Here is a 22,774-nt window from a genome sequence, read left to right as displayed (position 1 = left end):
CGACCGGCAGTTCCCGGTTACTGGGCAAGCCCCGTTTGGCCGACACCAGTCCCGCCGGCCCACAGGCCTCGTAACGCCGGCACAGCCGGCTGACCTGACGCGTACACAGATCCAGTCGCTCGGCCGCTTGAAAACAGTGCAGCCGGCCTTCAATGACCGCCTCGATGACCTTGACCCGTTCCAGTTCGCGCATGCTTGCCGTGATCAGTCCACGCCCGTTCATGATTCACCCCTGGTGACGCTTCGCGACAGCGTGCGCCCTGAGGGTGCGAATCGGACATTTCTAATGAGCCAGAATCGGACATTACTAAAAAGCCCCCACATCAAAAATATTGATAATTTATCTTATGTAAAGTTGAAGCGGCTAACAAAGTCAAGGCCGGCATTTCTCTAAGGTTCAATGCGGAAAACTGTAACCTGCGTTACATATGGTCACATTGCGCACCTGCCCCCGATATCCATGAATGCCCACCGTGGCATCGCATCGAACTGCTGCGCCGTATTACCTGCGAGGCCAGCGCCGGCGCAGCGCCGTCCGCCGTGGCGGCCAATCCACAGCCGGAAGCTGTAGCTGCGGGCATCACGGTCAATATCGAGCCCGATCCGGCCGCGCCTGACGTGCCGCCCGACGAGATACTCGCATGGGTCGGCGTCCACGCGCCGCACTATCTGTCAAGCCAGCGCAGTTTCGCGCTGTACGTGCGCGGCTGGAACGTTGTCGACAAAGTCCGCGGCGCCAAACTCAACGGGACGTTCGCCGTGGTGCTGGCCCGCTGGCGCGTGCTCGCCGTCGATCTGCCGAAGGCGTGGCGCGGGCTGCCACCACGTGATGATCCGGCCGCGCTCACTGCAGGGCCGTCTGCTCGTACTCGTACTCGTGATCGCGGTCGTGGTCGGCGTCTGGCTGATTACCGCGCTGTTCATCTGGCGCGACGCACGCGGCGAACTCGACGAACTGCTCGACAGTCATCTCGCCCAGGCAGCGGCGCTGCTGGTCATCCAGCAAACTCAATCGATCGACGACGATGACACGATCGATTCGCGTGTGCCCCACCCGTACGCGCCCAAGGTTGCGTTTCAGATCTTTCATGAGGGGCAGGCGGTCCTGCGTTCCGCCAACGCTCCAACAGCCCCCATGATTCCCGCGGATCGACAGATCGACCAGAGTTTCGCAACCGTGCAAATCAACGGTGAAGCGTGGCGGGTGTTTTCCACCAGCGGGCCGCATGAACACACACGCGTGTATGTTGGTGAGCGTGTCGATTCGCGCACTTCGATACTGCTTGCAGTATTGCGCGGCACGTTGTGGCCTATGGCAGTTGCGTTACCGCTTTTCGGCTTGGTCACCGGGTGGGCCGTGCGGCGAGGCGTAGCGCCCCTCAAACGGCTGGGTCGTACGATCGCCCTGCGTGGTCCCGATGACCTTGCGCCTGTGGTGATGACGCAAACGCCCGCCGAAATGTCCCCAGTGCTCGACGCCCTCAACCATCTCTTCATCCGCATTCAGACAGTCTGGGAAGCAGAGCGCCGGTTCACTGCGGATGCGGCTCATGAGTTGCGCACGCCGATCGCGGCGATTCGAACCCAAGCCCAGGTTGCGCTCGCCGAAACAGATGATGCGCTTCGCCAGCATGCATTGCGCGCTACGCTGGAAGGGTGTGACCGTGCAACGCGGCTGGTGGACCAGTTGCTGGTTCTATCACGGCTCGAGTCTGGGGCGACTCTCGAACTGACCGTAGTTGATCTAAGCGCGCTGGTGCAACGCGTGGTCGCGGAACTGGCACCGACGGCGATCACGAAGCGTCAGTCGCTGGAATTCGACGGTGCGAAACTGTGCCGCATCACGGGCGACGAAATGCTGCTCGCGGTTCTGGTGCGCAATCTCGTGGACAATGCCATCCGCTATTGCCCACCCGGCGCATCGGTCCTGATCAAAACCGAAAACGGCAAGGACGGAGCAATCCTGTCAGTCGAGGACAGCGGTCCCGGGCTCGCGGACTCGGACCGCCCGCGACTGGGGGAACGTTTCTTCCGCGTGCCAGGCACGGCGGAAAGCGGCAGTGGACTCGGCTGGTCGATCGTGCAACGGATCGTCGACCTTCACGCGGCGTCGGTCGACGTGCGGCGCTCCAGTGCCCTCGGGGGGCTCAGGTGGCACCCGGCCGGGAACTGATCGACATCCTCGCGATGCCAGCACTGGCTCGAACCTGTCCCGGGGCGATCCGGACCCGATCAATGACCCGGGCCGAAGAGTTGACCTTGGTCAACCGCCATTGCATGTTCGACGGTAGGATGCCCATGAATGCACACTAAATTCGTGTGTACGGAGCAAATCATGAATTCCCCTCGTTCAGGCGACGCCATGTCGACGCTGCCGTGCAGGGTCCTGATCGCAGTCGATTCGTCGATGGCCTCGCGACAGGCACTCACCTACGCCCGAAACATTCTTCCCTTCGGTGCCGAGGTACGGCTCGTGAGCGTAGCCGAGAATCCGCATACGCTCTTTCCAACGGGCCGGCATGTTGCCCGCGCACTTGACGTGGTTCGCGAAGAATTGCTGCACGATGCGGCCGAAGCGCTCGACCGCGCGAGGGAATTGATGTCCGAGTGCGATGTGCGTATCGAAGCCGAAGTGATCGATCTCTCGAAGCGCGGCGGCGACGTCGCGGATGCCCTGCTCGAGGCAGCCGACTCGTGGCGAGCCGACCTGATGGTTGTCGGTGCCCGTCAACACCAGGGTTTGCAGCGTTGGGTCGAGGGTACCGTGTCGGAACCGCTCACGAGACGTCTGCGATGCCCGATACTCGTTGTTCCTGAAAACCACAGCATGACGGGTGGCCACTTGCCGCAGCGCATCCTGTTTGCGGTCGACGGAAGCCCTCAGTCGATGTCGGCATTGCGGCATGGCGTACGGTTCGCCACGCCCGACACGCACCTGCGAGCGGTCTATGTGATCGATCGCGCCGTGCGGGTCTCCGATTTCTTCCCCATCGATGCGCTCCAGGACGCGTTCGTCGAAGAAGGCAATCAGGCGCTAGCCGCCGCCGAACCGGTTCTTGCCGACGTGTCGACGCAGACCACTACCGCGCTCGTCAGGACAGGCCCGGCCAGCGACGACGTTGCGCACGCTATCGTGCGCGAAGCGAGCGGCTGGGACGCGCAACTGATCGTGATGGGCACTCATGGCCGGAGGGGCATGGCACGCTGGATACTGGGCAGCGTTGCTGGGCGCGTCGCTCAGATCACGCAAACGCCGCTCCTGCTCGTTCAAGCGACCGGGGCTTGACGGATTCAGGCTGCAGCTTCGGCCTTATGCCCCGTCTCCAAGGGCGTGGAACAGTTCGTCTTCCTGCGCGCAATGCAGACGTACGATCGCATCGAGCCCGTACAGCAGGCGCTGGAATTCGCACAGGCTGGCAGCATCGGGCCCCTCGGGTCGTATGTCCTCCGTCATTTGTCCGAGCAACCGGGCAATCCGAAATATTTCGCGGTGCGTAGCGCTCATCGCCGCCATCGGGTCTTCCCCGCCAACCAGACGTGCGAGACCCGGATACACCTCCAGATCGTCGCGCTGTTCATGCGGCACGAGATGACGCTTCAGCAGATCGTTCATGCCGGCGAGCGCGCCCACCACTGACGTTCGCGGCAAACGGGGCAGCTTGTCTGCCAGTTCCCGGATTTGCTCCATAACCGGACCGAGCTCGACATGCTCACTTTTGAGGCGCTCCGCATCGCTACGGGACAGGGAGCCGGCAGTCGCCGTCGAACGTATCCGCAACGCGCGCAGCGCGTTCGCGATGACAGCCACATCGATGACCTCCTGGATCACCGCGCCCAGCAACGGAGGCAGAAACCCGAAGGCGGCGGCGACCATTGCGGCAAACGAGAGCGCCATCCCGGCAATCACGCTCTCCAAGGCGATTCGCCTTGTCTGGCGTGCTACCCGTAATCCCTCGACAAGCCGATCCAGCCGGTCGACCAGAAGCACCACGTCGGCAGCCTCCGACGACGCCGCTGCTCCGCGCGCCCCCATTGCTACGCCGACGTCGGCGGCCGCAAGCGCTGGCGCGTCGTTGACGCCGTCGCCGATCATGATGACCGTGCCTTCCCGGCGCGCTGCGCGAATGGCTTCGAGCTTGTCCGATGGCGTCTGTTCTGGCCGTACTTCAGTCAGGCCGAGCGTCGCGCCGATCGTCTCTGCCACGTCGCGCCTGTCGCCCGTGAGCATGATCAAGCGCCGGATGCCTTCCTGCCGCAACAGCCGCAGAGCCCGGGGCGTCTCGAGGCGGATCTGATCGGCCATCTGGAGGGCGCCTATCATCACGCCGTCCACGCTAACGAACACCGCGGAAGCGCCCCCATAGCCCACGCGCTGAAGGAACGCCGCGCTCCACAGCGCTGGCGTCGCTAGCGACGACACGTAGGCAAACGAACCGATTGCGACGGCACGGTCTTCCACTTCGCCCTGCACCCCGGCGCCAGCCTGCTCCACGACCCTTCGGGGCGCTGGCAGCACGAGATTGCGCTCGCGTGCGGCCGTCGTCACTGCTTCGGATATCACGTGCGCAGACGCCTGGCCGAGAGAGGCCGCAAAGCGCAATACGGTCTCGGGTGAAATAGCAGGACCAGTTTCGATCGAGACGAGGCGCGCGCGTCCGCTCGTCAGGGTTCCCGTCTTGTCGAAGAACAGCACACTGGCTCGCGCGAGCGTTTCGAGCGCGCCGCCGCCCTTGACTAACACGCCACGTCGGGCGCACCGCGACATGCCGGAGACGACGGCCACCGGAACAGCAAGAATCAGCGGGCAAGGCGTTGCCACGACGAGCACCGCGAGCGCCCGAACTACCTCGCCGGTGACAAGCCAGCTGCCACCGGCCAGCATCAGCGCGACAGCGACGAACAGCAGCGCGTAGCGGTCGGCAAGACGCGTTGCGGGGCTGCGCTCCTGCTGCGCGGACTCCACCATGCGGACGATTCCGGCAAACGTGCTATCTGCGGCGCTCGCCGCGGCGACCATCTCGAACGCCGCCCCCACGTTGACTACGCCGCTGCACACCGATTCGCCGGACGATCGCTGCTGAATCGCGGATTCCCCGGTCAGTGTGGACTCGTCGAGCTGCGCGTGGCCCGTGAGCGAGCCATCGACCGGTACGAACTCGCCATTGCGAACGAGCAGACGATCGCCGGGACGCACCGTGTCCAGCCCGATCTGGCGCCACTCGCCAGCCTCGAAGCGGTTGGCGTGACGCGGAGTACGGTTTAGTAACGCGGTCATTTCGCGACGCGCCCGCTGCTGGGCGTACTGTTCGAGCGCCCTCCCACTCGCGAGCATCAAGGAGATCACCGCCGCTGTCAGATATTCGCTGAGGCTCAGTGCGAAACCAATGGCAAGCAGCGCGAGCACATCGACGCCCGCTTCGTGGCGCCGCAGCGCCGTGACGATGGATATCGATAGCGCCACCAGGATCGGTAATGCACCGGCTATCCACAGCGCATGTGCGACCGCGCCCCTGCCGATCACGGCGAAAGCAGCCCCGGCTAGCAGGCTCCCTCCCGAGACGAGCAGGAGAGCCAGATCGACTGCGGGTAACGGACGTGACATGGCGGGCAGGTGAAGAGGAGTCCAGTCGACCAGGAAGCGCTACGCGCGCGCATCACGCGAGATCCGAATCATAATTAGTGTAGGGATCCATCTTTTACATTTGCTTGACTTGCGTCAAACCGGACGTTTCCCCGCCAATCCGATACTTGCCGTTCGCCGGTCGAACCGTGTCGATTCGCGCCTCCCGTCGCACGGCAAGTTCGAAAAGGTGGTCAATCGGTCAAGAGGCCCTGACATGTCGACGTTGGCAACGCTGTTCGTTGTCGTGCTGCTGCTCAATCTCGCGCCTGCGTTTGCGCCGCCTACGTGGATGGCCATGTCCTGGGTCGGCTTCAATATCTCCGAGGGCAATCCGTTCGTATTTGCCGTCGTAGCCGCCAGCGCCGCAACCATTGGCCGGCTGGTGCTGGCCAGGTTTTCAAGGTCCTTGATGCGCGGGCGGCTGATGCGCGAGTCCGACCGGGAAAACATTGCTGTTGTTGAAGAATGGCTCAGGAAGCGCAGGAAGCTCACCGTGGGCGCGTTCTTTTTATATGCGCTGGGACCGTTGCCTTCCAACTTCCTGTTCATCGCATATGGACTGTCGGGATTGCCCCTGCGCGTCATCGGTGCCGCATTCTTCGCGGGTCGTGCGATCAGTTATTCCGTCTGGGCTCACCTTGGGCGGTTCGCTTCCACATTTATCGATTCGGAGTCCGACTTCGAAGGCGGATATCTCAGCGGCTACTTTGTCATCTCCCAGCTGGCCTTGCTAGGTTTTGTGTACATCCTGATGAAACTTGACTGGAAGATGCTAATGGAGCAACGCAAGCTGAGGTGGCGGCGCTCAGTCAGCCTTCCCCACGTCGCTGAGCGCGGCCAACCCCCGAAGGATTGAACACGGCTATTCGACCAGCCAGGCGCGTTTTTGCACGCCTTTACAGGCGTGCAAAAGTTTCACGCGGTTGCGATGGCGCGCTGATCTGATCCCGCACGGTGTCTCCCTTTCCGCCATCTGTTGACATGCGTCAAGCCTTCGCACTTACGAGGCCATAGTCTGTCCGAAACAACCCATACGACCGTCCGAACGGTTCCTCGATACCGTCCAGCGAATCAAGGAGATGTGTGATGACACGTTGCCTCGTCCTTTATTCGAGTATGGCAGCCGCGCTGGCCATTTCGCTACCCGATCCGGCTCCCGGCGAGCAATTGGCGAGAATCGCGACGCATTCCCACCGCTATGGTGGGCAAATAGAAATCTCCGCGTATGACGATCCGTTCTTGAGGGGCATCACCTGTTATGTTTCCAAATCACACGACGAAAATGCTCTGGGTGGCACATCTCAGCCGACGCGGGCACCTGATGCGGAAGTTTCCTGTCATCAAGTGGGCAAGCTGACGGCCTCGAACCGTGTCCCCAAACAGGCGCAGGTATTCGACGAATCCGTGGACCCGATTTTCAGGGTCCTTCACGTATTCCGGATACTCGATGCGAGCCGGCAATCGGTCCTGTATTTCAGTTACACAGAAAGTGAACTGGCAGGAGACTTACCCGGCCATGTTGACGTGATTCAGTTACCGGTACGGGGAAGGTAAACCGGAGAATAGATGAAGCCCCCGTTTCAGTTCGCAATACCCAACCCCCGATACCGAATCGGCTTATCGGATCGTGCGGATGTTCGAACCTCTAACTGCGCGTTACGCTGAACGCCTCGCTACCGTTCGACAGAAGGTTCGAGGTCCAGCCGATCTTCGTGCCGTCGAGCGGCGCGTTCGAGTCCATTGCGGGTAAATCCACAATCGTGCTAACGATCGCCCGTCGAAAGTTGTCGAAGTCTGCAACGGAGATAATACGGCACACTGCATCGTGCTCGGATTCCATTGTTTGAACGGGCGACGGCACGCATACGCCAAGGTCCGAAGCGTCAGATCGCGCGCGTTGCTGCGTCGACATGCAACCCCGCGGGCAATAGTTCGTCACGAGCGAAACGTACGAGTATGAATGCGCGCATGCGGGGTGGATCGCCCGGAATGCGCGCAAGGCGTAGCTCAATTTCGCGGCTGGCCTCGGTATCGTCGTTGCGGATTACATTCATCAAATCCAGACGCAGGCGACGCTTCTCGACATAGATATGCTCGGCAGGAGTCGAAAATACCTCGCAAACCCGGTCCAGTTGAAGGTCAATAAGTTCGGTCGGGACGCGAAGTGCAGCCAGGTTTCGGGTGTTCTCAGCGATCTGGTTCTCGAGCCGCGCCAGTTCATCCGAATCAGCGTCCTGACTGCCCCCGACCACCGAGCGCATGCCCACGCCGCGGCGTTCCAGTAGCGCGACGCGCGCCTCGATAAGCTCTCTGCCTTTTGCTACAAGCGCGTGACGATCAGCGGCCAGTCTGGCGAGCCCCTCCAGCGCCAGTTGATCCACCAGGCGGCGCGCAATCTCCTCGCGGAGGTCGGCGTCTGATTTGCCACAGACGCTGACACGATGGTCACTGAAGCAAAGCGTGGTTTGGGGGACGTCGTGCCGCACCTCGCCGCCCTCGGATGCAACGCCCAGCACGTGGCGTTCGAACATCGCCATACCAAGCGTCGCGTAGGCTTCTGTCAGCAAAGAGTTCCGGGCGAAATATGTGCGCAGTTCTTCGGAGCGGCTGAAGGCCTTCACGAGATCATCGGGCGTTGCGAAGAAAACGCGAATCAATGGATCGGTCGACCAGGCGGCCGCATTGGCTTCGTGGGGCGCGGGCAGCGAGCCTATCAGATCGTCGATGTAGGTCAGCGAGACGGAAACGGCTTTCTCGAGACGTTCCCTGTAATGTCGTGCCAGCCGCAGGCGCGGGTTCATCGCAATGACGCGATCGATCATCTCGGCCGCGCGCGCGCTTTCGACATGTGCAGCTCGTGCTCGCATGGGATGGAACAGACTGGCAAGCAATCCCATAATTCACCTCTTACAAGAGTCTCACATTGCGCGTGGTCACGTGAACCGTGGCGAATCCACAATCGCAATAGTAGTTGCCCTGACTGCTCCGTGCTAGCAAATGTCACGGCGACCACGCGTGTGCTCTTCTGCCGAACGGAGTGTCCCCCTGTCACAGGCGCCGGCTACGATGCACCTGCCCGCCTACGCGTCAGTCAGGCTAAAGGGCCACGCGTCTATCAGACTGCCGGGCGGGGACATGTCAATTGATCCATGTCAAGACTGGTAAGTGACTCGCTTGCGGGTACGTCTCGGTCGGGCAGTTATCGTAGCGCGCGTGATCGTTAAAAGCTTCGTTCCGAACTGGAATCGCCCTGCGCAATCGAGATGCGCTCGAATTGATGCAGATCAACGGAGCCAGCAGTCAGCGCGAGTGCAATGGCGACATGCGCTAAACGCTCCGATCAACCGTCGCTGCATCGCTGGTCTCGCGAAATCGCGTTTCGATGACGACCGCTCAACATACACTGCGCCAATGCAAAATTCGATAGCGTGCTTGACGGCCATCGCCGCTTGCCAGACCGGCTGCGCGCACATCCCGGCAGCTTCGCCGCAGGCCCCCGGCCAACCCACAGCCTGTGTCGCGGGTCCGCCGATCGATCTGCAACGCTACATGGGAAAGTGGTTCGTCATTGCGGAAACGCCATATCTCAGCGATGCCGACTATGTCGGCAGCTACGACGAATGGACGTTGCGTGCCGATGGAAAAATCACAGACGACTATCGCGGCCGACGACACTCATTCGACCAGCCGGTCACAGGAAGCCACTTCGTGGCGAAGGTTGTGGGTGGAACGGGGAATACGACGTGGCGAGTCGGACTCATCTGGCCATTCGAAGTCCGGGTTGTGACCGCGTACGTGGATCCTGAGTATCACCACACGATTCGCTGCATGGTCGACAGCAACATGGTGTGGGTGCTCTCGCGCAGTCCAACGATGGACGAAGAGACTTACCTCGATCTGATTGCCCGACTCGCCGGTATGGGCTTCAACGTTCAGCGAATACGGCAGGTTCCACAAGATGCGGAACATATCAGCCCACCGGGATCTGAATGAAATCCGTGGGGAACGTGGTTCGAAACCGGTGGCGTAAAACCACAATCGACGTCGTTTCAACGGAACTAGACCCTTTAGTCGGACGTCCCGATGCTCCATCATTGATACACGTCAACGCCTGCGCCTCGCAGGCGCTCATCCTCTTATTTGAGCGTCACGCTTTTTCATCCCAGCGGTCATCTGCAATTGGGCGTGATCTGCCGCCGTGCACGCGACGCACATGCCGACTCTTCGAGCGGAGAACGAAGTGCCCTATTTCAGCAATGCCGATCTGCCCGAATCGGTTCGGGATCATCTGCCGCAGCACGCGCAGGAGATCTATCGGGCTGCATTTAACGCTGCATACGAGGAATACGCGGCCGATGCGCGTCACGAAGAAATCGCGCATCGCGTGGCATGGGCGGCAATCAAGCGGCGTTACGTCAAGGGCGGCAATGAGTGGATAGCGCGCCGCTGATCCGCCGGATAGTGGCGCTCCTGCTGCTGGTCAAAGCCCTTTGTGCTGTACAGCCCGCAGGCCCCCAATCCGGTTGACTTGCGTCAACGCTGCGGTCTCCCGCCTACCCGGACTGGATTCAGTCATGCGCGAAGACATCTTTTGCGTGCCGATGGAGTCAATGCGATGAACTACCGCAACTTGCTGGTCCATCTGGACGATAGTCAGGCAGCGCGGCAGCGCCTCGAAATCGCGTTGCGCGTCGCCCGGCAGTTTGATGCGCTATTGGTGGGGCTGGACGCCACCCCCATTCCAGATCCTCACATATTGTCTGCGATACCGGGCGCGGCCAGCATGTACGCGGAAGTAATGCGGCAGAGCGATCAGCAGCGAGCGGCTTTGCGTGATCTATTCGACGCCGCGTGCCGGCACGCAGAGGTCGCCGGCCAATTCCGATGCCGCGACGCCAGCGACATGCGTAGCATCGTACGGTACGCGCGTCTGGCTGACCTTATCATCGCCGGCCAGTCGAACCCGAACGCCCCCGAAACATACATCCACGATCACGTTGGCGAACAGCTGATGATGACAGCAGGGCGACCCGTGCTCTTCGTGCCCCACACGGGCGTACTCCCGAGCGTCGGCAACCGCATCCTGATCGCATGGGATGGAAGCCGCGCGGCGACCCGCGCCATCCACGACGCCCTGCCGTTCATTTCCCGCGCGCGACAGAACATCCTCGTGATGGTGCATGGACCGGCGGACGCGCCGTTTGGCGCGCGCATTCCGGGCACGGACATGGCACGTACGCTCGCCCGTCACGACGCGGTCATCGACTTGCTCGAACTCGAAGGCGCCACCGGAGAGCGCGTGGGAAGCAAGTTGCTGTCGTGCGCGCAGGCTCATGGCAGCGACCTGATCGTGATGGGTGGATACGGTCACGCGCGCTGGCACGAAGCCGTATGGGGCGGTGTTACGCGCGCCCTGCTGCAATCGATGACTGTCCCGGTTCTGATGTCGAACTGAATCCGCGCAGTTTGCGTGAGGTACGTCATGTTCGCGAATACCGTCGTTCGCTCTGGACGTGATTCGCGCGCTCAGTCTCGGACTCCGCGATATGGCGCAATGCGTGCATCAATCGTCCACCGCCTTTCGGATTGACCTGCGTCAGGTGTGCATTTTGCCGCGCGGTGCCTCGCACAGCACGCGTTCGCATCAGATCCGTATCGCCGTTGACATGCATCAACCGAACTGGCGCGCGAGCCCCTACGATGAAACCGTGCGTGAAGTGCAGACGGGGCTCAGCATGCTTAAACGGATCTTGCTAATAGGATTTCTCGCACTGCCGGGCTCGTTCGTCGTCGTGTCGCTCGCGTGCGTTCATCCTCGCGTCCGCGCAAGGTTGGCCGAACTCGCATACGCGCCGCAGTTGCTCGCTCGTGTGAGCAGACGTATTGCGCCGTCCACATTCTTCGAACGTGGCGGCGTGAACAAACGCATTTGAGTTGCACGGCGCGGAGGTTACACGATGAAACACAGATGGCAAGGCGGACTGCTGGCGGCCACGGCAGGACTTATATTCGCCGCAGCGCTTCCGCGCGCGGCAACGGCGGAAGAAGGCACAACCCAGACGGCCCCCGACAAGCCTTTCTCGGGCACCAGCGTCACACATGCGAACGCGGTCGTGTTCGCGATAGATGCCGGACGAAACAGCATGACACTCCTCGAAGACAACGGTGAACCCGTCGACGTGGTGGTCGACCCGAGTATCGGAGACGTGCAAAAACTGCGGCTGGGCGACACCGTCGCCGTCACGTTCAACCGCGCGCTATTGCTGCGGGCCGACAAGTCCAACTCGAGTGGCATCCGCGAGCGCGTCGATAAAGGGTTCACGACCGGCCCATCGCTCGGCGCGTCCCTTGCCGTACACCGGGTCGAGGCAGTGGTTACCGTCGTGCAGATCGATCGCGGCAAGCGTCAATTGACGTTGCGCGGACCGACGCGCACCGTTGTGCTGCAGGCGTCGTCAGACGGTTTGCTCGAAGGGCTCGAAGCGGGCGACAGCGTACACGTCGACTACGTCGAGGCGACTGCGGTTCAGATCACGCGAGACGGCGCTCCGGTACGCTGAACGCGTCCCGCAATCGCAGTAACAGGAGCGACCATGGCACACAGATTCGCCGGCAGCGACCAGCCAGCAGCGACGCAGCCCGGACTCGAAAGTAGCGCCCCGGGGCTCGCGCAATATGTGCTGCGCGTCTACAACTATATGGCAGCGGGCCTCGTGCTGACGGGCGTCGTTGGATACGTCGGGGCGGTGAGCGGATTGTATGCATCGATCGCCGCCACGCCTTTGTGCTGGATCGTGCTGCTCGCCCCGCTCGCCCTCGTCTTTTTGCTGAGCGGTCGCCGTTAGGCCGGCTGTCGCGCGCCCCAAACGGGGGCGGTGCGCGAGCAACAGGCATCGTGCTGTAGCGCCGTCCTCCATCAAAAGGCTTCTATGAAAGCCGGCCGTCCGCCTCCTCACTTCAGACCCGATCGTGGAGTTCCTATCGCTGTCAGATTTCGAGAACCAGGTCACGGACCATGTCAATGAGCTCTATGAACGAGGACGCGGATTCCCGCGCATCTCCTCCCGTTTTAGCGACGTTTCCAAAACTTCGGCAGACGACGCTATATAGCGACGCGCCCATTCAATGGCGTCACCTTCAGCCATTGCCTTGGTTGGCTTGACCGCCCGGAGAAAGAAACGGACCTTCGGCACTTTGATTGGTTTCGCGTAGTCGCCTTGACGAGAAAAGCGCGCCTCCGCCGTCCATCCATCTACACGCTCGGGAAAAATCTCAACGAAGAAAGGTTTGATCGAGTACATCATGCGCTCCGGCGGTCTTTCGCCTACCGTACGCCACGCATCCCGTCGTCATTTGATCTGGGTCATACAAGCTGTCGCGAACTCTCTCTCGGACGGGAATGAATTTCAGTGCGCCCAGCTAGCACCGGTGCGCGAACATGCAAGCATGACCTGGATCAATATGCGCGGGCCGTGCGGTTCTACGATGAATCCCAAGTCGAGAGAGAGTACGCGACAACGTGGATGAGGCGCCAAATCATGAATCGCTACCTGCATCTTGGGCCTGAAAGAACGGAACGTAATGCGCCGACCGCCGAGGAAATCCTGCAGGACACGCAGAGTTTCTCACTGGTTCTGGGCGGCCCGCTCTATCAGCTTTTGCGCCGCACGCACATGGCCGACGATGCGCTGGCGTTGGTGCGCCAGCGGGTTCTCGTCATCTCGCTGTTGGCCTGGCTGCCGCTACTGATGCTCGCTGCTGTGGGCGGGCATTTGCTAGGCAACCGTGTGGCGCTACCGTTCCTGCTGGACCTGGAAGTTCACATCCGCTTCCTCGTGGCGGTGCCCCTTTTGATCATCGCCGAGCTGGTTGTGCATCGGCGGCTGCGCCCGATCGCGCAGGCCTTCCTCGAACGCAAGATCATTCCGGAAGCGTCCGTTGCGCGGTTCGATGAAGCTGTCAGGTCGGCATTCCGTCTGCGCAATTCAGTGGCCGCCGAGCTGATGCTGATCGCTCTTGTGTACGGTGTGGGTGTCCTTGTGGTGTGGCGCCAATACATCGCATTGCAAACGACGTCGACGTGGTACGCAGTACCCACTGCCAATGGCTTGACGCTTTCGCTCGCTGGATTCTGGTATGCCTTTGTGAGCGTCCCACTGTTTCAGTTCCTGTTGATCCGCTGGTATTTCCGGATCTTTATCTGGGCACGGTTTCTCTGGCAGGTGTCGCGCATCGAACTGAGCCTTGTTCCCACTCATCCTGATCGCGTCGGCGGTCTGGGATTTCTCGCCAACACCGTCTATGCGTTCATGGCCCTGCTGGCCGCGCACGGCGCGATGCTTGCGGCCCAGTTCGCGAACCGCATTTTCTTCGCCGGGGCCGCCCTCACGGAATTCAAGGTCGAGACTGCATCGATGGTTCTCTTCCTGTTGTGTCTGGTCTTTGGTCCCTTACTGGTGTTCGCGCCTCAACTGGCCCAGGCGAAGCGAACAGGCCTGAGTGAATACGGTGCTCTGGCCGAACAGTACGTGCGTGAATTCGACGCCAAGTGGCTGCGGGGCGGCTCGTCTGGCGGTGAGGCGTTGGTGGGCAGCGGTGACATTCAATCGCTTGCGGACCTCGCCAACAGTTTCGACGTGGTCCGAACCATGCGTATCGCTCCCATTACCAAGGAAGCCATCCTTCGCCTCGCAGCCGCGGTACTTGTGCCGATCGTGCCGTTGGCCCTGACGATGATGTCGTTGGAAGATCTGGTGAAAAGACTGTTCGGCCTGGTGTTCTAGAAGTTGCCCTGCTTTGCGCAATGACCGCCAAAGACCCCGCAGAGCCGAGCCAACTGGAAACCCGGGAGTCGCCACGCAGTCTGATCGATTCGCGTCAAACGAATCGCGGTCCAAGCGTCCGTCGTTCGTCCGCGGGAATCGGGCGTCAAGCCAAGGAGACGATATCTGCACCCGCGAGCTCGAGCTCGCGGTAAATCCGCTCTATCTGCTCCCGCTCGCACAGGCGGGTTCCCTCAGTGAGCAACGACGCCGAAGCAGCCGCCACCGCATAGCGCAAGGTTTCGTCAAACGTCATGCCGCGATTGAGTGACCAAACCATTGCGGCGAGGAAGCTATCTCCCGCGCCGATCGAACTCGAAACCGGTACCGCAACTCCAGGCACGCGCAGCGCACGATCCGCAGTGACGACGAGTGCCCCGTGTTCGCCGAGCGTGAGCGCGACGATCGCCGCGCCGCCGTCACGCACGACCTTGCGTGCGGCGGCGAGCCGCTGCCCATCGTCTTCGAGCTCGCGGCCTGCCAACGTGCAAAGTTCCGACAGACTCGGTTTGACCAGAAAAACCCCAGCCGCCAGCGCCGCGGCAAGCGGCGCCCCGGAGGAGTCGAGCACGACGCGGGTGTCGTGTTCCCGTGCAATCCTTGCGACGCGAGCGTAGATGTCGTCGGGGACGCCCGGCGGCACGCTGCCGCTGAGTACGAGGTAGCGTGGCACGACGGCGAGCTCACCGATGTGCCGCAGGCAGGCCTGCCATTCCGCCTCGGCGAGCACGGGCCCGGGTAACACGAAGCGGAACTCGCGCCCGGACGAGGTCTCACGGACGCAGAAGCTTTCACGGGTCTCGCCGGCGATGCCGATACAAGTGGCGTGCACCCCTTCCGCTTCGATCATCGCGCTCAGCGTCAGGCCAGGCGGACCGCCCGCCATATAGAGCGCCTCGCAGTCGCCACCTAGCCGATGTATCACGCGCGCGACGTTGATCCCACCGCCGCCAGGATCTCGCCGCGCCGCGCTGCAACGAAGCTTGCGCGTGTCGACGATTCTATCGACCGAAGTCGCGACGTCGACCGCTGGGTTCAGTGTCAGAGTGAGGATCTCGGGCATCGGGCATCTCCGGTCGCGCCGGGGCGTCTTCAACCCGTTCAGGCCGTCGCCGCCGGCGAAGCCACGCGAGTTTCCGCACTTGCCACTGCGCGCTTGACCGCAATGAAGCTGTCCGGGCTCACCGACATCGAATCGATCGCACAGTCGACGAGAAACACCGCGAATTCCGGGTGATCGCTCGGCGCCTGACCGCACAGACCAACCTTCGCGCCTGCCCGATGCGCGTCGTCGATCACCCGACGGATCATCCATTCGACGGCTTCGTCCTGCTCGTCGAACAGTGGCGCCAGCTCCGCCGAGTCACGATCGACACCGAGCGTCAATTGCGTGAGATCGTTGCTGCCGATCGAAAAGCCGTCGAAACGCTGCGCGAATTGGCGCGCAAGAATCACGTTCGACGGAACCTCGCACATCACGTATACCTGCAGTCCGTCCTGCCCGCGCCGCAAGCCATTCTGCGCCATGACTTCGAGCACCTGATCGGCTTCGCAAACCGTGCGACAGAACGGAATCATCACCACGACGTTACGCAGCCCCATTTCTTCACGCAGCCGCCGGATCGCCCTGCACTCCAATGCAAAACCTTCGCGATAGCGCGGCGAGTAATAGCGCGAAGCGCCACGGAACCCCAGCATCGGATTTTCCTCGTGCGGCTCGAACGCCTGGCCGCCGATCAGATGCGCGTATTCGTTGGTCTTGAAGTCGCTCATGCGTATGATCGCGGGCCGCGGGTACTGGACCGCGGCAATGCGGCCGAGTCCACGCGCAAGCCGATCCACGAAATACTCCGCCTTGTCCGGGTACCCTGCCGTCAGTTCCTCGATGCGCTGCTTCGCGGTCGCGTCCGCGAGCTCATCAAATCGCACGAGCGCCATCGGATGAATCTTGATGTCGTTGCTTACGACGAACTCCATGCGCACGAGACCGACGCCGTCAGCCGGCAAGCGCCACCAACGGAAGGCGGCCGCGGGATTGGCCAGATTGAGCATCACGTGGGTGCGCGTTTGCGGGATCGATCGGAAATCGATCTCCTCCACGTCGAACGCGGCCGTGCCCTCGTATACGAAACCTTCGTCGCCTTCCGCGCACGACACCGTCACTTCCTGTTCGTCGTGCAGCAGATGCGTGGCGTTGCCGGTACCGACGATCGCGGGCAGCCCCAGTTCCCGGCTCACGATGGCCGCGTGCGAAGTGCGCCCGCCGTGGTCCGTGATGATCGCGGCGGCGCGACGCATCACCGGCACCCAGTCGGGGTCGGTGGTGGGCGTCACGAGAACCGCGCCGTCGACGAAACGGTGCATGTCGCTCGGATGCTCGATCACGCAAACCGCGCCGGCCGCGATCGCTTCACCCACGCTGACGCCGCGCAAAAGACGGCGCCCCGCGTCGCGCAGCCGGTAGTTCCTGACCGAACTCGCTTCCCGGCGCGACTGCACCGTTTCGGGACGCGCCTGCACGATGAACATCTCACCGGTCGCGCCGTCTTTCGCCCATTCGATGTCCATCGGCCGCCCGTAGTGAGCCTCGATCGCGCAGGCCGAGCGCGACAGGGACAGGATCTCGGCATCGTCAAGCACGAATGCGGCGCGCTCGGCTTTGGAGGTCGGCACGTTCTTCGTCGGATGAGGTCCGTTTTTCGCGTAGATCATCTTGCGGGCCTTCTCCCCGCGCTTTTTGCCGACGATCGGTGAATACCCGCGTTCAGCCAGCAGCGGCTTGAACACCTCGTACTCGTCCGGATCGACCGCGCCCTGCACGACGTTCTCGCCAAGGCCCCAGGCCGCATTGATCAGCACAATCTTGTCGAACCCGGTCTCTGTGTCGATCGTAAACGTCACGCCCGCGCCGCCGAGATCCGAGCGCACCATCCGTTGCACGCCGATCGACAGTGCAACCTGCAAATGGTCGAAGCCCTTCGCCGTTCGATACGCGATGGCCCGGTCGGTAAACAGCGACGCGTAGCAGCGCCGGCAGGCATCGAGCAGCGCCCGCTCGCCGCGCACGTTGAGAAAAGTTTCCTGCTGGCCGGCAAAGCTCGCGTCGGGAAGATCCTCGGCTGTGGCGCTCGAACGTACCGCGACGTCAGCGTCAGCGCCGCCGCTGCGCTCTCCGAGCGTTCGATATGCGGCACAGACGGCTTGCGCGAGTTCGGTCGGCCAGTCGCCATGCACGATGGCCGCGCGGATCGCCTCCCCGGCTTCGGCGAGCGTGAGGCGCCCTTGCGCAAGGTCCTCGAGACGCGCCGAAATTTGCTCACGCAGACGATTGGCGTCGATAAAGCGCCAATAGGCCTGCGCCGTGGTCGCGAATCCCGGCGGAACCCGAACGCCATGCCCGTCCAGCTGGGACAATAGTTCCCCAAGCGACGCGTTCTTGCCTCCAACGCTTGCGACGTCCTCGCGTCGCAAGTCCTCGAACCAGATCACCTGCGCGACAGCTTGATCCATGTTGTGCTCCTTGCCCCGACCATTTGCCGCGCCGTGGGCGCGCGCCTGCGCGGCGCGACGTCCCGGCTGCAGCAGGGCTCTTACTAGATGCTGATATAGCCCTGGAAAGTCCACGGCAGCTGCATTTGCGCCTGCCTCGCCGATTCGCCGCCGCATTCGAAGCACGTGCCCGAGAACCCTGGGGCGCCATCCGACGAGAAGACCGGCACGAAAGCGAACTCATCGTTCACCGTGATCAGAAAATCGCGGTTGTAGCGAGATGGCGCGAAGATCGTCACGGAGCGAAAGAACTGCGACGTCTGGAACGGGCGGTCGAGGTCGATCCCACGCGCTCCGGAGGCGCGGCCCAAATCGAACCGCGCGGGAATCTCGTACTCGAGACCGCTCCGTTCGACCCGCTCACCTGGCGTGAACACGAGCGTCGCGCCGGGATACGGAAGAGTGTGTATCTGCTGAGGGGCCGGCCCTTCCGGTCCGAGAATCAGTGGCGGGTAGGCCCACATCGACAGAGCCAACGATGCTGTTTTCTGCGAAAAAAACTCTGCAAGCCAGTTCATGCGATTCTCCAACGCGACCGTATCGATCTCCGACAATCGGAAGCTATGTCATGCAGCTGTCGGTCGCATCGCTGCATCCATTCAGGCTCACTGTAGGCGGTCCCGCGCATGGCTCATTGATGTGGGTCAATCGCGCAAGGCGGAACGACGCGCAACGAGCCATCGTGATGACCCACGCTACACAACTCGACGCGGTGTGCCGGCACATCAGAGATTCGAGCAGGACTGTTCCGATGCCGCTGACCGCTGCCTGATTTCGAACCGCACGCGAGATCAAGACCGCAGAAGTCCATTCCGGCAAACCGCAACGTGTCAGTGTGTAACGACTTCATAGCCGTCGGCCGCGACCTTCCACGTCGTCACGCGTTGCAGTCTTTCGAAACGATGAATGGCGCCGGAAATCGCAGCCTCCTGCGCGGCGCCGTCATAGCAGACGCGCATGACCTCGCAGTGATGTGGAAAGCCGCGGTGGTCGAGGATCTCCTTGTAGAACACGACTTCGACGCGGGGCACATCCGTGAGCGCGGCGCCGCTCCGCGCGAGCGACGCGTTGCGCGAGCGGGCGTTGATACGATGACAGCGCCTGTTCCTGCCGCTACACGCCGACTCGGCCTCGCAGTTCGAATCACAACCGGCAAGCCGGCGCTTGTCACGTCGTTCAAGTTTCTTCGCCATGGCAGTGCTCCCCCATCTTTTTGCGGCTCGTCGCAACAAACCCCCTTCCGCGCAAAGAGCGCTGGGCGCACATAAAGTGTGTCGCGATATGAAGCAATTTAGACGTCTCGCTCCGGGCCCCGTTGACGCACGTCAACCGGATCACGTCAACGAGCCGGTGCTTTCGTGCAAGCTGATCGGCGATTTACCAGTACTACCTGAACGGTTAATTCAATGTTGCGATTCGGGCGCAAGAATTGCATTCCCTGCCCGTCCAGGCGGGTAATAGATGCTATAAAGTGAATGAGCTTTGTTGCTCGTCGGCGGTACTCTTCGCACAGCCGGAGATCGAATGGAATCGTCCAAGCAATTGAACAGCCCCACGCACGAGCTATTCCGCCAGGTCGTCGAAGCGGCCCCCAACGCGATGGTGATGGCGGACCGGGACGGCCGGATTGTGCTCGTCAACGCGCAGGCGGAGAAGATGTTTGGTTATCTGCGAGACGAACTGGTCGGCCATAGCGTCGATATGCTCGTGCCCGAGCGTTTTCGTTCGGCGCATCCTCAGTATCGCCGCATGTTCTACGGCAACCTCAGCAGCAGGCCGATGGGCACCGGACGCGATCTTTTCGCGCTCAGAAAGGACGGCTCCGAAGTCCTTGTGGAGATCGGACTCAATCCGGTCACGACCCCGGAGGAAGTCTTTGTGCTGGCCGCGATCGTCGATATTACGGAACGCAAGCGCGCCGAGCAGGAACTTATCAGGCGTACCGAAGAACTCGCGCGTTCCAACCATGATCTCGAGCAATTCGCCTACGTCGCGTCGCACGACCTTCAGGAGCCGTTGCGCGCCGTCGCCGGGCCTCTTCAGCTGCTACAGCGCCGCTATCACGGGCAACTGGATGCCCGCGCGGACGAATTCATCGCACATGCGGTAGATGGTGCGACGCGCATGCAGAAGCTCATCGAGGATCTGCTTGCGTACTCGCGCGTCGGAAGGTCAGGCGCCACCCAGGAACTGGTCAACTGCACGACGGCTCTCGACCAGGCGCTCAAAAGTCTGAGCGTCGTGCTGCAGGAATCTCACGCGCAGATCAATCGCGATGCGCTCCCCGTGGTCATGGGCATTCCGACGCAACTCGCTCTGCTGTTCCAGAACCTCATCGGCAACGCGATCAAATTCCGGCGACTCGATCAACCGGTACGGATCGACATCGGCGCCCGCCGTGAAGGAGACGAATGGATCGTCTCGGTCAAGGACAACGGAATCGGTATCGAGTCGCAATACTTCGAACGCATTTTCATGATTTTCCAGCGCCTGCATTCGCGTGCCGAATACCCCGGCACGGGAATCGGCCTCGCGCTATGCAAGCGTATCGTCGAACAGCATGGCGGCCGCATCTGGGTGGAATCCGGGCCAGACGGCGGATCGACCTTCTTTTTCACGCTGAATGCGAAGTTGGATGGCGGCGCTCGAACGTAATGTCCGCCCGAGGAGACGCCAATGCAGTCACAGGTTACGAGCAATCCCGTACACATCCTTCTGGTCGAAGACAGTCCTACCGACGTGTTGATGACGCGCGAAGCGCTCGAGGACCAGGAGGTGCTCAATCCGTTGCACGTCGTGCAGGACGGCGCCGAAGCCATGGATTTCCTGCACCGCAGCGGTCGGCATCACGACGCGCCCCGTCCCGGCCTGATCATTCTCGATCTCAATCTGCCGAAAAAGAGCGGCCGGGAAGTCCTTGAGGAACTGAAAGCCGATCCCGATCTGATGAGTATTCCCGTCATCGTGCTCACCACGTCGAGATCGGAGGAAGACGTTGCAAAAACGTACGGATTACATGCCAATTGCTACGTCACCAAGCCAGTCGACTTTACGATGTTCGTCGATGTCCTGCGCCGAATCAACGACTTCTGGTTCAGCGTCGTGACATTGCCGCCGGCCAAGCCATGAATACGCCCCAGCATCTGCGAATTCTCCTTGTCGAAGATAGTCCGACCGATGCCCTTTTGATCGGGGAGGCGCTTGCCGATGTGGACGATTTCCAGCACGACCTCGTGCATGTGGAACGTCTTGCGGACGCCATTTCTCGCTGTGTGGCCATTCGCTTCGACATCGTACTTCTCGATCTGGGTTTGCCCGACGCGCACGGAATCTCCACGTTCAGGACCTTTCGCGATCGGGTGCCGGAGTTGCCCGTGCTGGTATTCACCGGCCTCGACGACAAGTCGGTTGGCCTTCTGGCAATCCAGTACGGCGCGCAAGACTATCTGGCCAAGCGTGACATCGACCCGTCGGCACTGAGCCGCGCGATCCGCTACGCGATCGAGCGCCATCGCATCGCGCATGCGCTGGAGGAGAGCGAAGAGCGCTTTCAGTTGGCCGTCAGCGGTGCAAGCGCGGGGCTATGGGACTGGGATCCGCAATCCGGTGCAACCTGGCTTTCCCCCTATTTCAAGAAAATCCTCGGCTATGAGCCAGATGAGTTTCCCGACGATTCCGGGACGGTTCTCGACGCCATTCATCCTGCCGACCGCGGACGCGTCAACACCTGCCTCGCCGCGCATCTCGAACAGATGCGCCCCTACGACGTCGAATATCGCATGCGGACAAAGTCCGGTGAATACTGCTGGGTCCATGCGCGCGGGCAGGCGTTGTGGAATCAGTTCGGGCAACCCTATCGCATGCTGGGCTGGATCATCGATGTCACGGAACGCAGGCTCGCCGAGGAGGCCCTGCGTGCCTCCCGCGAAGAACTCCAGCGACTGTCGGCAGGCATCCAGCAGGCGCGCGAGGACGAAAAAGCCCGGATCGCGCGCGAATTGCATGACGATTTCGGCCAGCAGCTCGTCGCGCTGAAGATTGCGTGCGCGAGGCTCGATGCGTCGATCACGCGTAGCGATAGCCCGGCAGGCGCGGCCGACCTCGCCAACGTCTATAGACTCATCGATCAGCTGGTCGTGTCAGTAAGGCGCATCGCCACCGATCTGCGGCCGGCGATGCTCGACGATCTGGGCCTGATCCCAGCCCTCGAATGGCTCGTCAACCGGTTTTCGGAGCGGCATGGCGTGCGCGTCTCGCGTCGCATTGCCGACAACATCGCTTTCAACGACGACAGCGCCACAGCCGTGTTCCGGATCGTTCAGGAAGCACTGACGAACGTCGCCCGGCATGCGCGAGCGACCGAAGTGGTGCTTGAAATCCTGCGCAAGGAACCGCATTGCGTCGTTCACATTGCAGACAACGGCTGCGGCAGCGCGCCGGACCAACGGCCCGCAGCGGACTCGTTCGGCCTGCTGGGAATCCGCGAGCGCGCGTGGGCCCTTCGCGGTGACCTGCAGATCCGCACGGCGCCGGATCAGGGCTTTGCGATCACGGTCTCGTTGCCGCTCGACACCATTGAAGCCCGCAGTGGAAGAAATTGACGGACGTCGTGTTCGAACAGAGTCTCTGCATGGCTTAGGGACGCAATTGTGGCGCGTCGCATGCTCACACGACGACAGAACAATTCGCGTCGGACAGCATCCGCGACGTGATGAACGCGAATCGAGAAACTCGCGAGCATTCCCGATATCAGCGCAGCGCGCATCGAGGCAGATTGCGG

At 61.8% G+C, this 22,774-nt stretch carries 20 protein-coding genes and 1 pseudogene; 13 read left to right on the top strand and 8 right to left on the bottom strand.

Features of this window, described 5'->3' with window-relative positions:
- On the bottom strand, positions 1-223 hold a 223-nt coding region (locus tag VSR82_RS18160), incomplete at its 3' end, for a helix-turn-helix domain-containing protein (protein ID WP_498857977.1).
- A gap of 606 nt (positions 224-829) precedes the next feature.
- On the opposite strand from VSR82_RS18160, the gene VSR82_RS18155 reads away from it, so the two are divergent.
- Together VSR82_RS18155 and VSR82_RS18150 are read left to right on the top strand one after the other, a co-directional pair.
- Positions 830-2,173, top strand: a complete 1,344-nt coding sequence (locus VSR82_RS18155) for an ATP-binding protein (protein ID WP_429462332.1) — start codon at positions 830-832, stop codon at positions 2,171-2,173.
- A 162-nt stretch (positions 2,174-2,335) separates the two neighbouring features.
- Positions 2,336-3,286, top strand: coding sequence for a universal stress protein (locus VSR82_RS18150; protein WP_498857976.1), 951 nt, complete (start codon positions 2,336-2,338; stop codon positions 3,284-3,286).
- A 24-nt stretch (positions 3,287-3,310) separates the two neighbouring features.
- Here the strand turns inward: VSR82_RS18150 and VSR82_RS18145 are convergent, their stop codons facing one another.
- Entirely contained in the window at positions 3,311-5,602 is a 2,292-nt protein-coding gene (locus VSR82_RS18145; RefSeq protein ID WP_498857975.1) for a heavy metal translocating P-type ATPase, read from the bottom strand.
- A 235-nt stretch (positions 5,603-5,837) separates the two neighbouring features.
- On the opposite strand from VSR82_RS18145, the gene VSR82_RS18140 reads away from it, so the two are divergent.
- Together VSR82_RS18140 and VSR82_RS18135 are read left to right on the top strand one after the other, a co-directional pair.
- Positions 5,838-6,479 carry a hypothetical protein gene (locus VSR82_RS18140; protein ID WP_429462339.1) on the top strand — a complete coding sequence of 214 codons (642 nt, stop codon included), beginning with the start codon at positions 5,838-5,840 and terminating at the stop codon, positions 6,477-6,479.
- A 230-nt stretch (positions 6,480-6,709) separates the two neighbouring features.
- Complete coding sequence (locus VSR82_RS18135) at positions 6,710-7,177, top strand: CreA family protein (RefSeq protein WP_410853059.1); 468 nt, start codon at positions 6,710-6,712, stop codon at positions 7,175-7,177.
- A gap of 329 nt (positions 7,178-7,506) precedes the next feature.
- Here VSR82_RS18135 and VSR82_RS18130 read toward each other — a convergent pair whose 3' ends face one another.
- On the bottom strand, positions 7,507-8,520 hold the full coding sequence (locus tag VSR82_RS18130; RefSeq protein WP_429462342.1) for a hypothetical protein: 1,014 nt from the start codon (positions 8,518-8,520) through the stop codon (positions 7,507-7,509).
- A 514-nt stretch (positions 8,521-9,034) separates the two neighbouring features.
- Between VSR82_RS18130 and VSR82_RS18125 the strand changes: the two genes are divergently transcribed.
- The 5 genes from VSR82_RS18125 to VSR82_RS18105 all read left to right on the top strand — a co-directional run bounded on the left by VSR82_RS18125 (position 9,035) and on the right by VSR82_RS18105 (position 12,468).
- Positions 9,035-9,616 carry a lipocalin family protein gene (locus VSR82_RS18125; RefSeq protein ID WP_429463602.1) on the top strand — a complete coding sequence of 194 codons (582 nt, stop codon included), beginning with the start codon at positions 9,035-9,037 and terminating at the stop codon, positions 9,614-9,616.
- Between the two features lie 220 nt (positions 9,617-9,836).
- Positions 9,837-10,073 carry a ChaB family protein gene (locus VSR82_RS18120; protein ID WP_429462344.1) on the top strand — a complete coding sequence of 79 codons (237 nt, stop codon included), beginning with the start codon at positions 9,837-9,839 and terminating at the stop codon, positions 10,071-10,073.
- 165 nt (positions 10,074-10,238) lie between these two features.
- Positions 10,239-11,078: a universal stress protein gene (locus VSR82_RS18115; RefSeq protein WP_429463604.1), complete on the top strand. Its 840-nt coding sequence runs from the start codon at positions 10,239-10,241 to the stop codon at positions 11,076-11,078.
- Between the two features lie 502 nt (positions 11,079-11,580).
- Positions 11,581-12,183, top strand: a complete 603-nt coding sequence (locus tag VSR82_RS18110) for a hypothetical protein (protein WP_410853281.1) — start codon at positions 11,581-11,583, stop codon at positions 12,181-12,183.
- Between the two features lie 33 nt (positions 12,184-12,216).
- The gene (locus tag VSR82_RS18105) at positions 12,217-12,468 is read left to right on the top strand and encodes a Bax inhibitor 1 family protein (RefSeq protein ID WP_429462346.1); all 252 of its coding nucleotides are present in this window, start codon (positions 12,217-12,219) and stop codon (positions 12,466-12,468) included.
- 183 nt (positions 12,469-12,651) lie between these two features.
- Here the strand turns inward: VSR82_RS18105 and VSR82_RS18100 are convergent, their stop codons facing one another.
- A complete protein-coding gene (locus VSR82_RS18100) occupies positions 12,652-12,924 on the bottom strand; it encodes a hypothetical protein (RefSeq protein ID WP_410842388.1) in 273 nt (90 codons plus the stop codon).
- Positions 12,925-13,161: 237 nt separating this feature from the next.
- Here VSR82_RS18100 and VSR82_RS18095 point away from each other — a divergent pair, with 237 nt between their 5' ends.
- Complete coding sequence (locus VSR82_RS18095) at positions 13,162-14,406, top strand: hypothetical protein (RefSeq protein WP_410852300.1); 1,245 nt, start codon at positions 13,162-13,164, stop codon at positions 14,404-14,406.
- A 145-nt stretch (positions 14,407-14,551) separates the two neighbouring features.
- Here VSR82_RS18095 and VSR82_RS18090 read toward each other — a convergent pair whose 3' ends face one another.
- The 4 genes from VSR82_RS18090 to VSR82_RS18075 form a co-directional block, all read right to left on the bottom strand.
- The gene (locus VSR82_RS18090; RefSeq protein WP_498857974.1) at positions 14,552-15,508 is read right to left on the bottom strand and encodes a 1-phosphofructokinase family hexose kinase; all 957 of its coding nucleotides are present in this window, start codon (positions 15,506-15,508) and stop codon (positions 14,552-14,554) included.
- Between the two features lie 38 nt (positions 15,509-15,546).
- A complete protein-coding gene (gene ppsA / locus VSR82_RS18085) occupies positions 15,547-17,955 on the bottom strand; it encodes a phosphoenolpyruvate synthase (RefSeq protein ID WP_498857973.1) in 2,409 nt (802 codons plus the stop codon).
- Positions 17,956-18,038: 83 nt separating this feature from the next.
- On the bottom strand, positions 18,039-18,512 hold the full coding sequence (locus VSR82_RS18080) for a hypothetical protein (protein ID WP_368581654.1): 474 nt from the start codon (positions 18,510-18,512) through the stop codon (positions 18,039-18,041).
- Positions 18,513-18,824: 312 nt separating this feature from the next.
- Positions 18,825-19,187 (bottom strand): hypothetical protein, encoded by a 363-nt coding sequence (locus VSR82_RS18075; protein ID WP_368581655.1) that lies wholly within the window; start codon positions 19,185-19,187, stop codon positions 18,825-18,827.
- Positions 19,188-19,554: 367 nt separating this feature from the next.
- Between VSR82_RS18075 and VSR82_RS18070 the strand changes: the two are divergent.
- The 3 genes and pseudogenes from VSR82_RS18070 to VSR82_RS18060 form a co-directional block, all read left to right on the top strand.
- Positions 19,555-20,649: pseudogene (locus tag VSR82_RS18070) on the top strand (sensor histidine kinase); the annotation flags it as partial.
- A gap of 21 nt (positions 20,650-20,670) precedes the next feature.
- Entirely contained in the window at positions 20,671-21,123 is a 453-nt protein-coding gene (locus VSR82_RS18065; RefSeq protein WP_410852296.1) for a response regulator, read from the top strand.
- Positions 21,120-22,595, top strand: a complete 1,476-nt coding sequence (locus VSR82_RS18060; RefSeq protein WP_410852295.1) for a hybrid sensor histidine kinase/response regulator — start codon at positions 21,120-21,122, stop codon at positions 22,593-22,595. Before VSR82_RS18065 ends, VSR82_RS18060 begins: the two co-directional genes overlap by 4 nt.
- The last annotated feature ends 179 nt before the right edge of the window (positions 22,596-22,774 follow it).

This window comes from Burkholderia sp. JPY481 (assembly GCF_038900515.1).
In the GTDB taxonomy this organism is placed as follows: Bacteria; Pseudomonadota; Gammaproteobacteria; order Burkholderiales; family Burkholderiaceae; genus Paraburkholderia; species Paraburkholderia youngii.
This window is presented reverse-complemented; position numbering and strand designations above follow the sequence as displayed.

What these genes read in the sequence shown, in the direction of transcription:
- VSR82_RS18065 (WP_410852296.1), top strand. Translation starts at nt 20,671, where the DNA reads ATGCAGTCACAGGTTACGAGCAATCCCGTACACATCCTTCTGGTCGAA.
- VSR82_RS18100 (WP_410842388.1), bottom strand. Translation starts at nt 12,924, where the DNA reads ATGTACTCGATCAAACCTTTCTTCGTTGAGATTTTTCCCGAGCGTGTA.
- VSR82_RS18080 (WP_368581654.1), bottom strand. Translation starts at nt 18,512, where the DNA reads ATGAACTGGCTTGCAGAGTTTTTTTCGCAGAAAACAGCATCGTTGGCT.
- VSR82_RS18135 (WP_410853059.1), top strand. Translation starts at nt 6,710, where the DNA reads ATGACACGTTGCCTCGTCCTTTATTCGAGTATGGCAGCCGCGCTGGCC.
- VSR82_RS18090 (WP_498857974.1), bottom strand. Translation starts at nt 15,508, where the DNA reads ATGCCCGAGATCCTCACTCTGACACTGAACCCAGCGGTCGACGTCGCG.
- VSR82_RS18120 (WP_429462344.1), top strand. Translation starts at nt 9,837, where the DNA reads ATGCCGACTCTTCGAGCGGAGAACGAAGTGCCCTATTTCAGCAATGCC.
- VSR82_RS18060 (WP_410852295.1), top strand. Translation starts at nt 21,120, where the DNA reads ATGAATACGCCCCAGCATCTGCGAATTCTCCTTGTCGAAGATAGTCCG.
- ppsA (WP_498857973.1), bottom strand. Translation starts at nt 17,955, where the DNA reads ATGGATCAAGCTGTCGCGCAGGTGATCTGGTTCGAGGACTTGCGACGC.
- VSR82_RS18105 (WP_429462346.1), top strand. Translation starts at nt 12,217, where the DNA reads ATGGCACACAGATTCGCCGGCAGCGACCAGCCAGCAGCGACGCAGCCC.
- VSR82_RS18145 (WP_498857975.1), bottom strand. Translation starts at nt 5,602, where the DNA reads ATGTCACGTCCGTTACCCGCAGTCGATCTGGCTCTCCTGCTCGTCTCG.
- VSR82_RS18095 (WP_410852300.1), top strand. Translation starts at nt 13,162, where the DNA reads ATGAATCGCTACCTGCATCTTGGGCCTGAAAGAACGGAACGTAATGCG.
- VSR82_RS18115 (WP_429463604.1), top strand. Translation starts at nt 10,239, where the DNA reads ATGAACTACCGCAACTTGCTGGTCCATCTGGACGATAGTCAGGCAGCG.
- VSR82_RS18150 (WP_498857976.1), top strand. Translation starts at nt 2,336, where the DNA reads ATGAATTCCCCTCGTTCAGGCGACGCCATGTCGACGCTGCCGTGCAGG.
- VSR82_RS18110 (WP_410853281.1), top strand. Translation starts at nt 11,581, where the DNA reads ATGAAACACAGATGGCAAGGCGGACTGCTGGCGGCCACGGCAGGACTT.
- VSR82_RS18155 (WP_429462332.1), top strand. Translation starts at nt 830, where the DNA reads ATGATCCGGCCGCGCTCACTGCAGGGCCGTCTGCTCGTACTCGTACTC.
- VSR82_RS18140 (WP_429462339.1), top strand. Translation starts at nt 5,838, where the DNA reads ATGTCGACGTTGGCAACGCTGTTCGTTGTCGTGCTGCTGCTCAATCTC.
- VSR82_RS18075 (WP_368581655.1), bottom strand. Translation starts at nt 19,187, where the DNA reads ATGGCGAAGAAACTTGAACGACGTGACAAGCGCCGGCTTGCCGGTTGT.
- VSR82_RS18125 (WP_429463602.1), top strand. Translation starts at nt 9,035, where the DNA reads ATGCAAAATTCGATAGCGTGCTTGACGGCCATCGCCGCTTGCCAGACC.
- VSR82_RS18130 (WP_429462342.1), bottom strand. Translation starts at nt 8,520, where the DNA reads ATGGGATTGCTTGCCAGTCTGTTCCATCCCATGCGAGCACGAGCTGCA.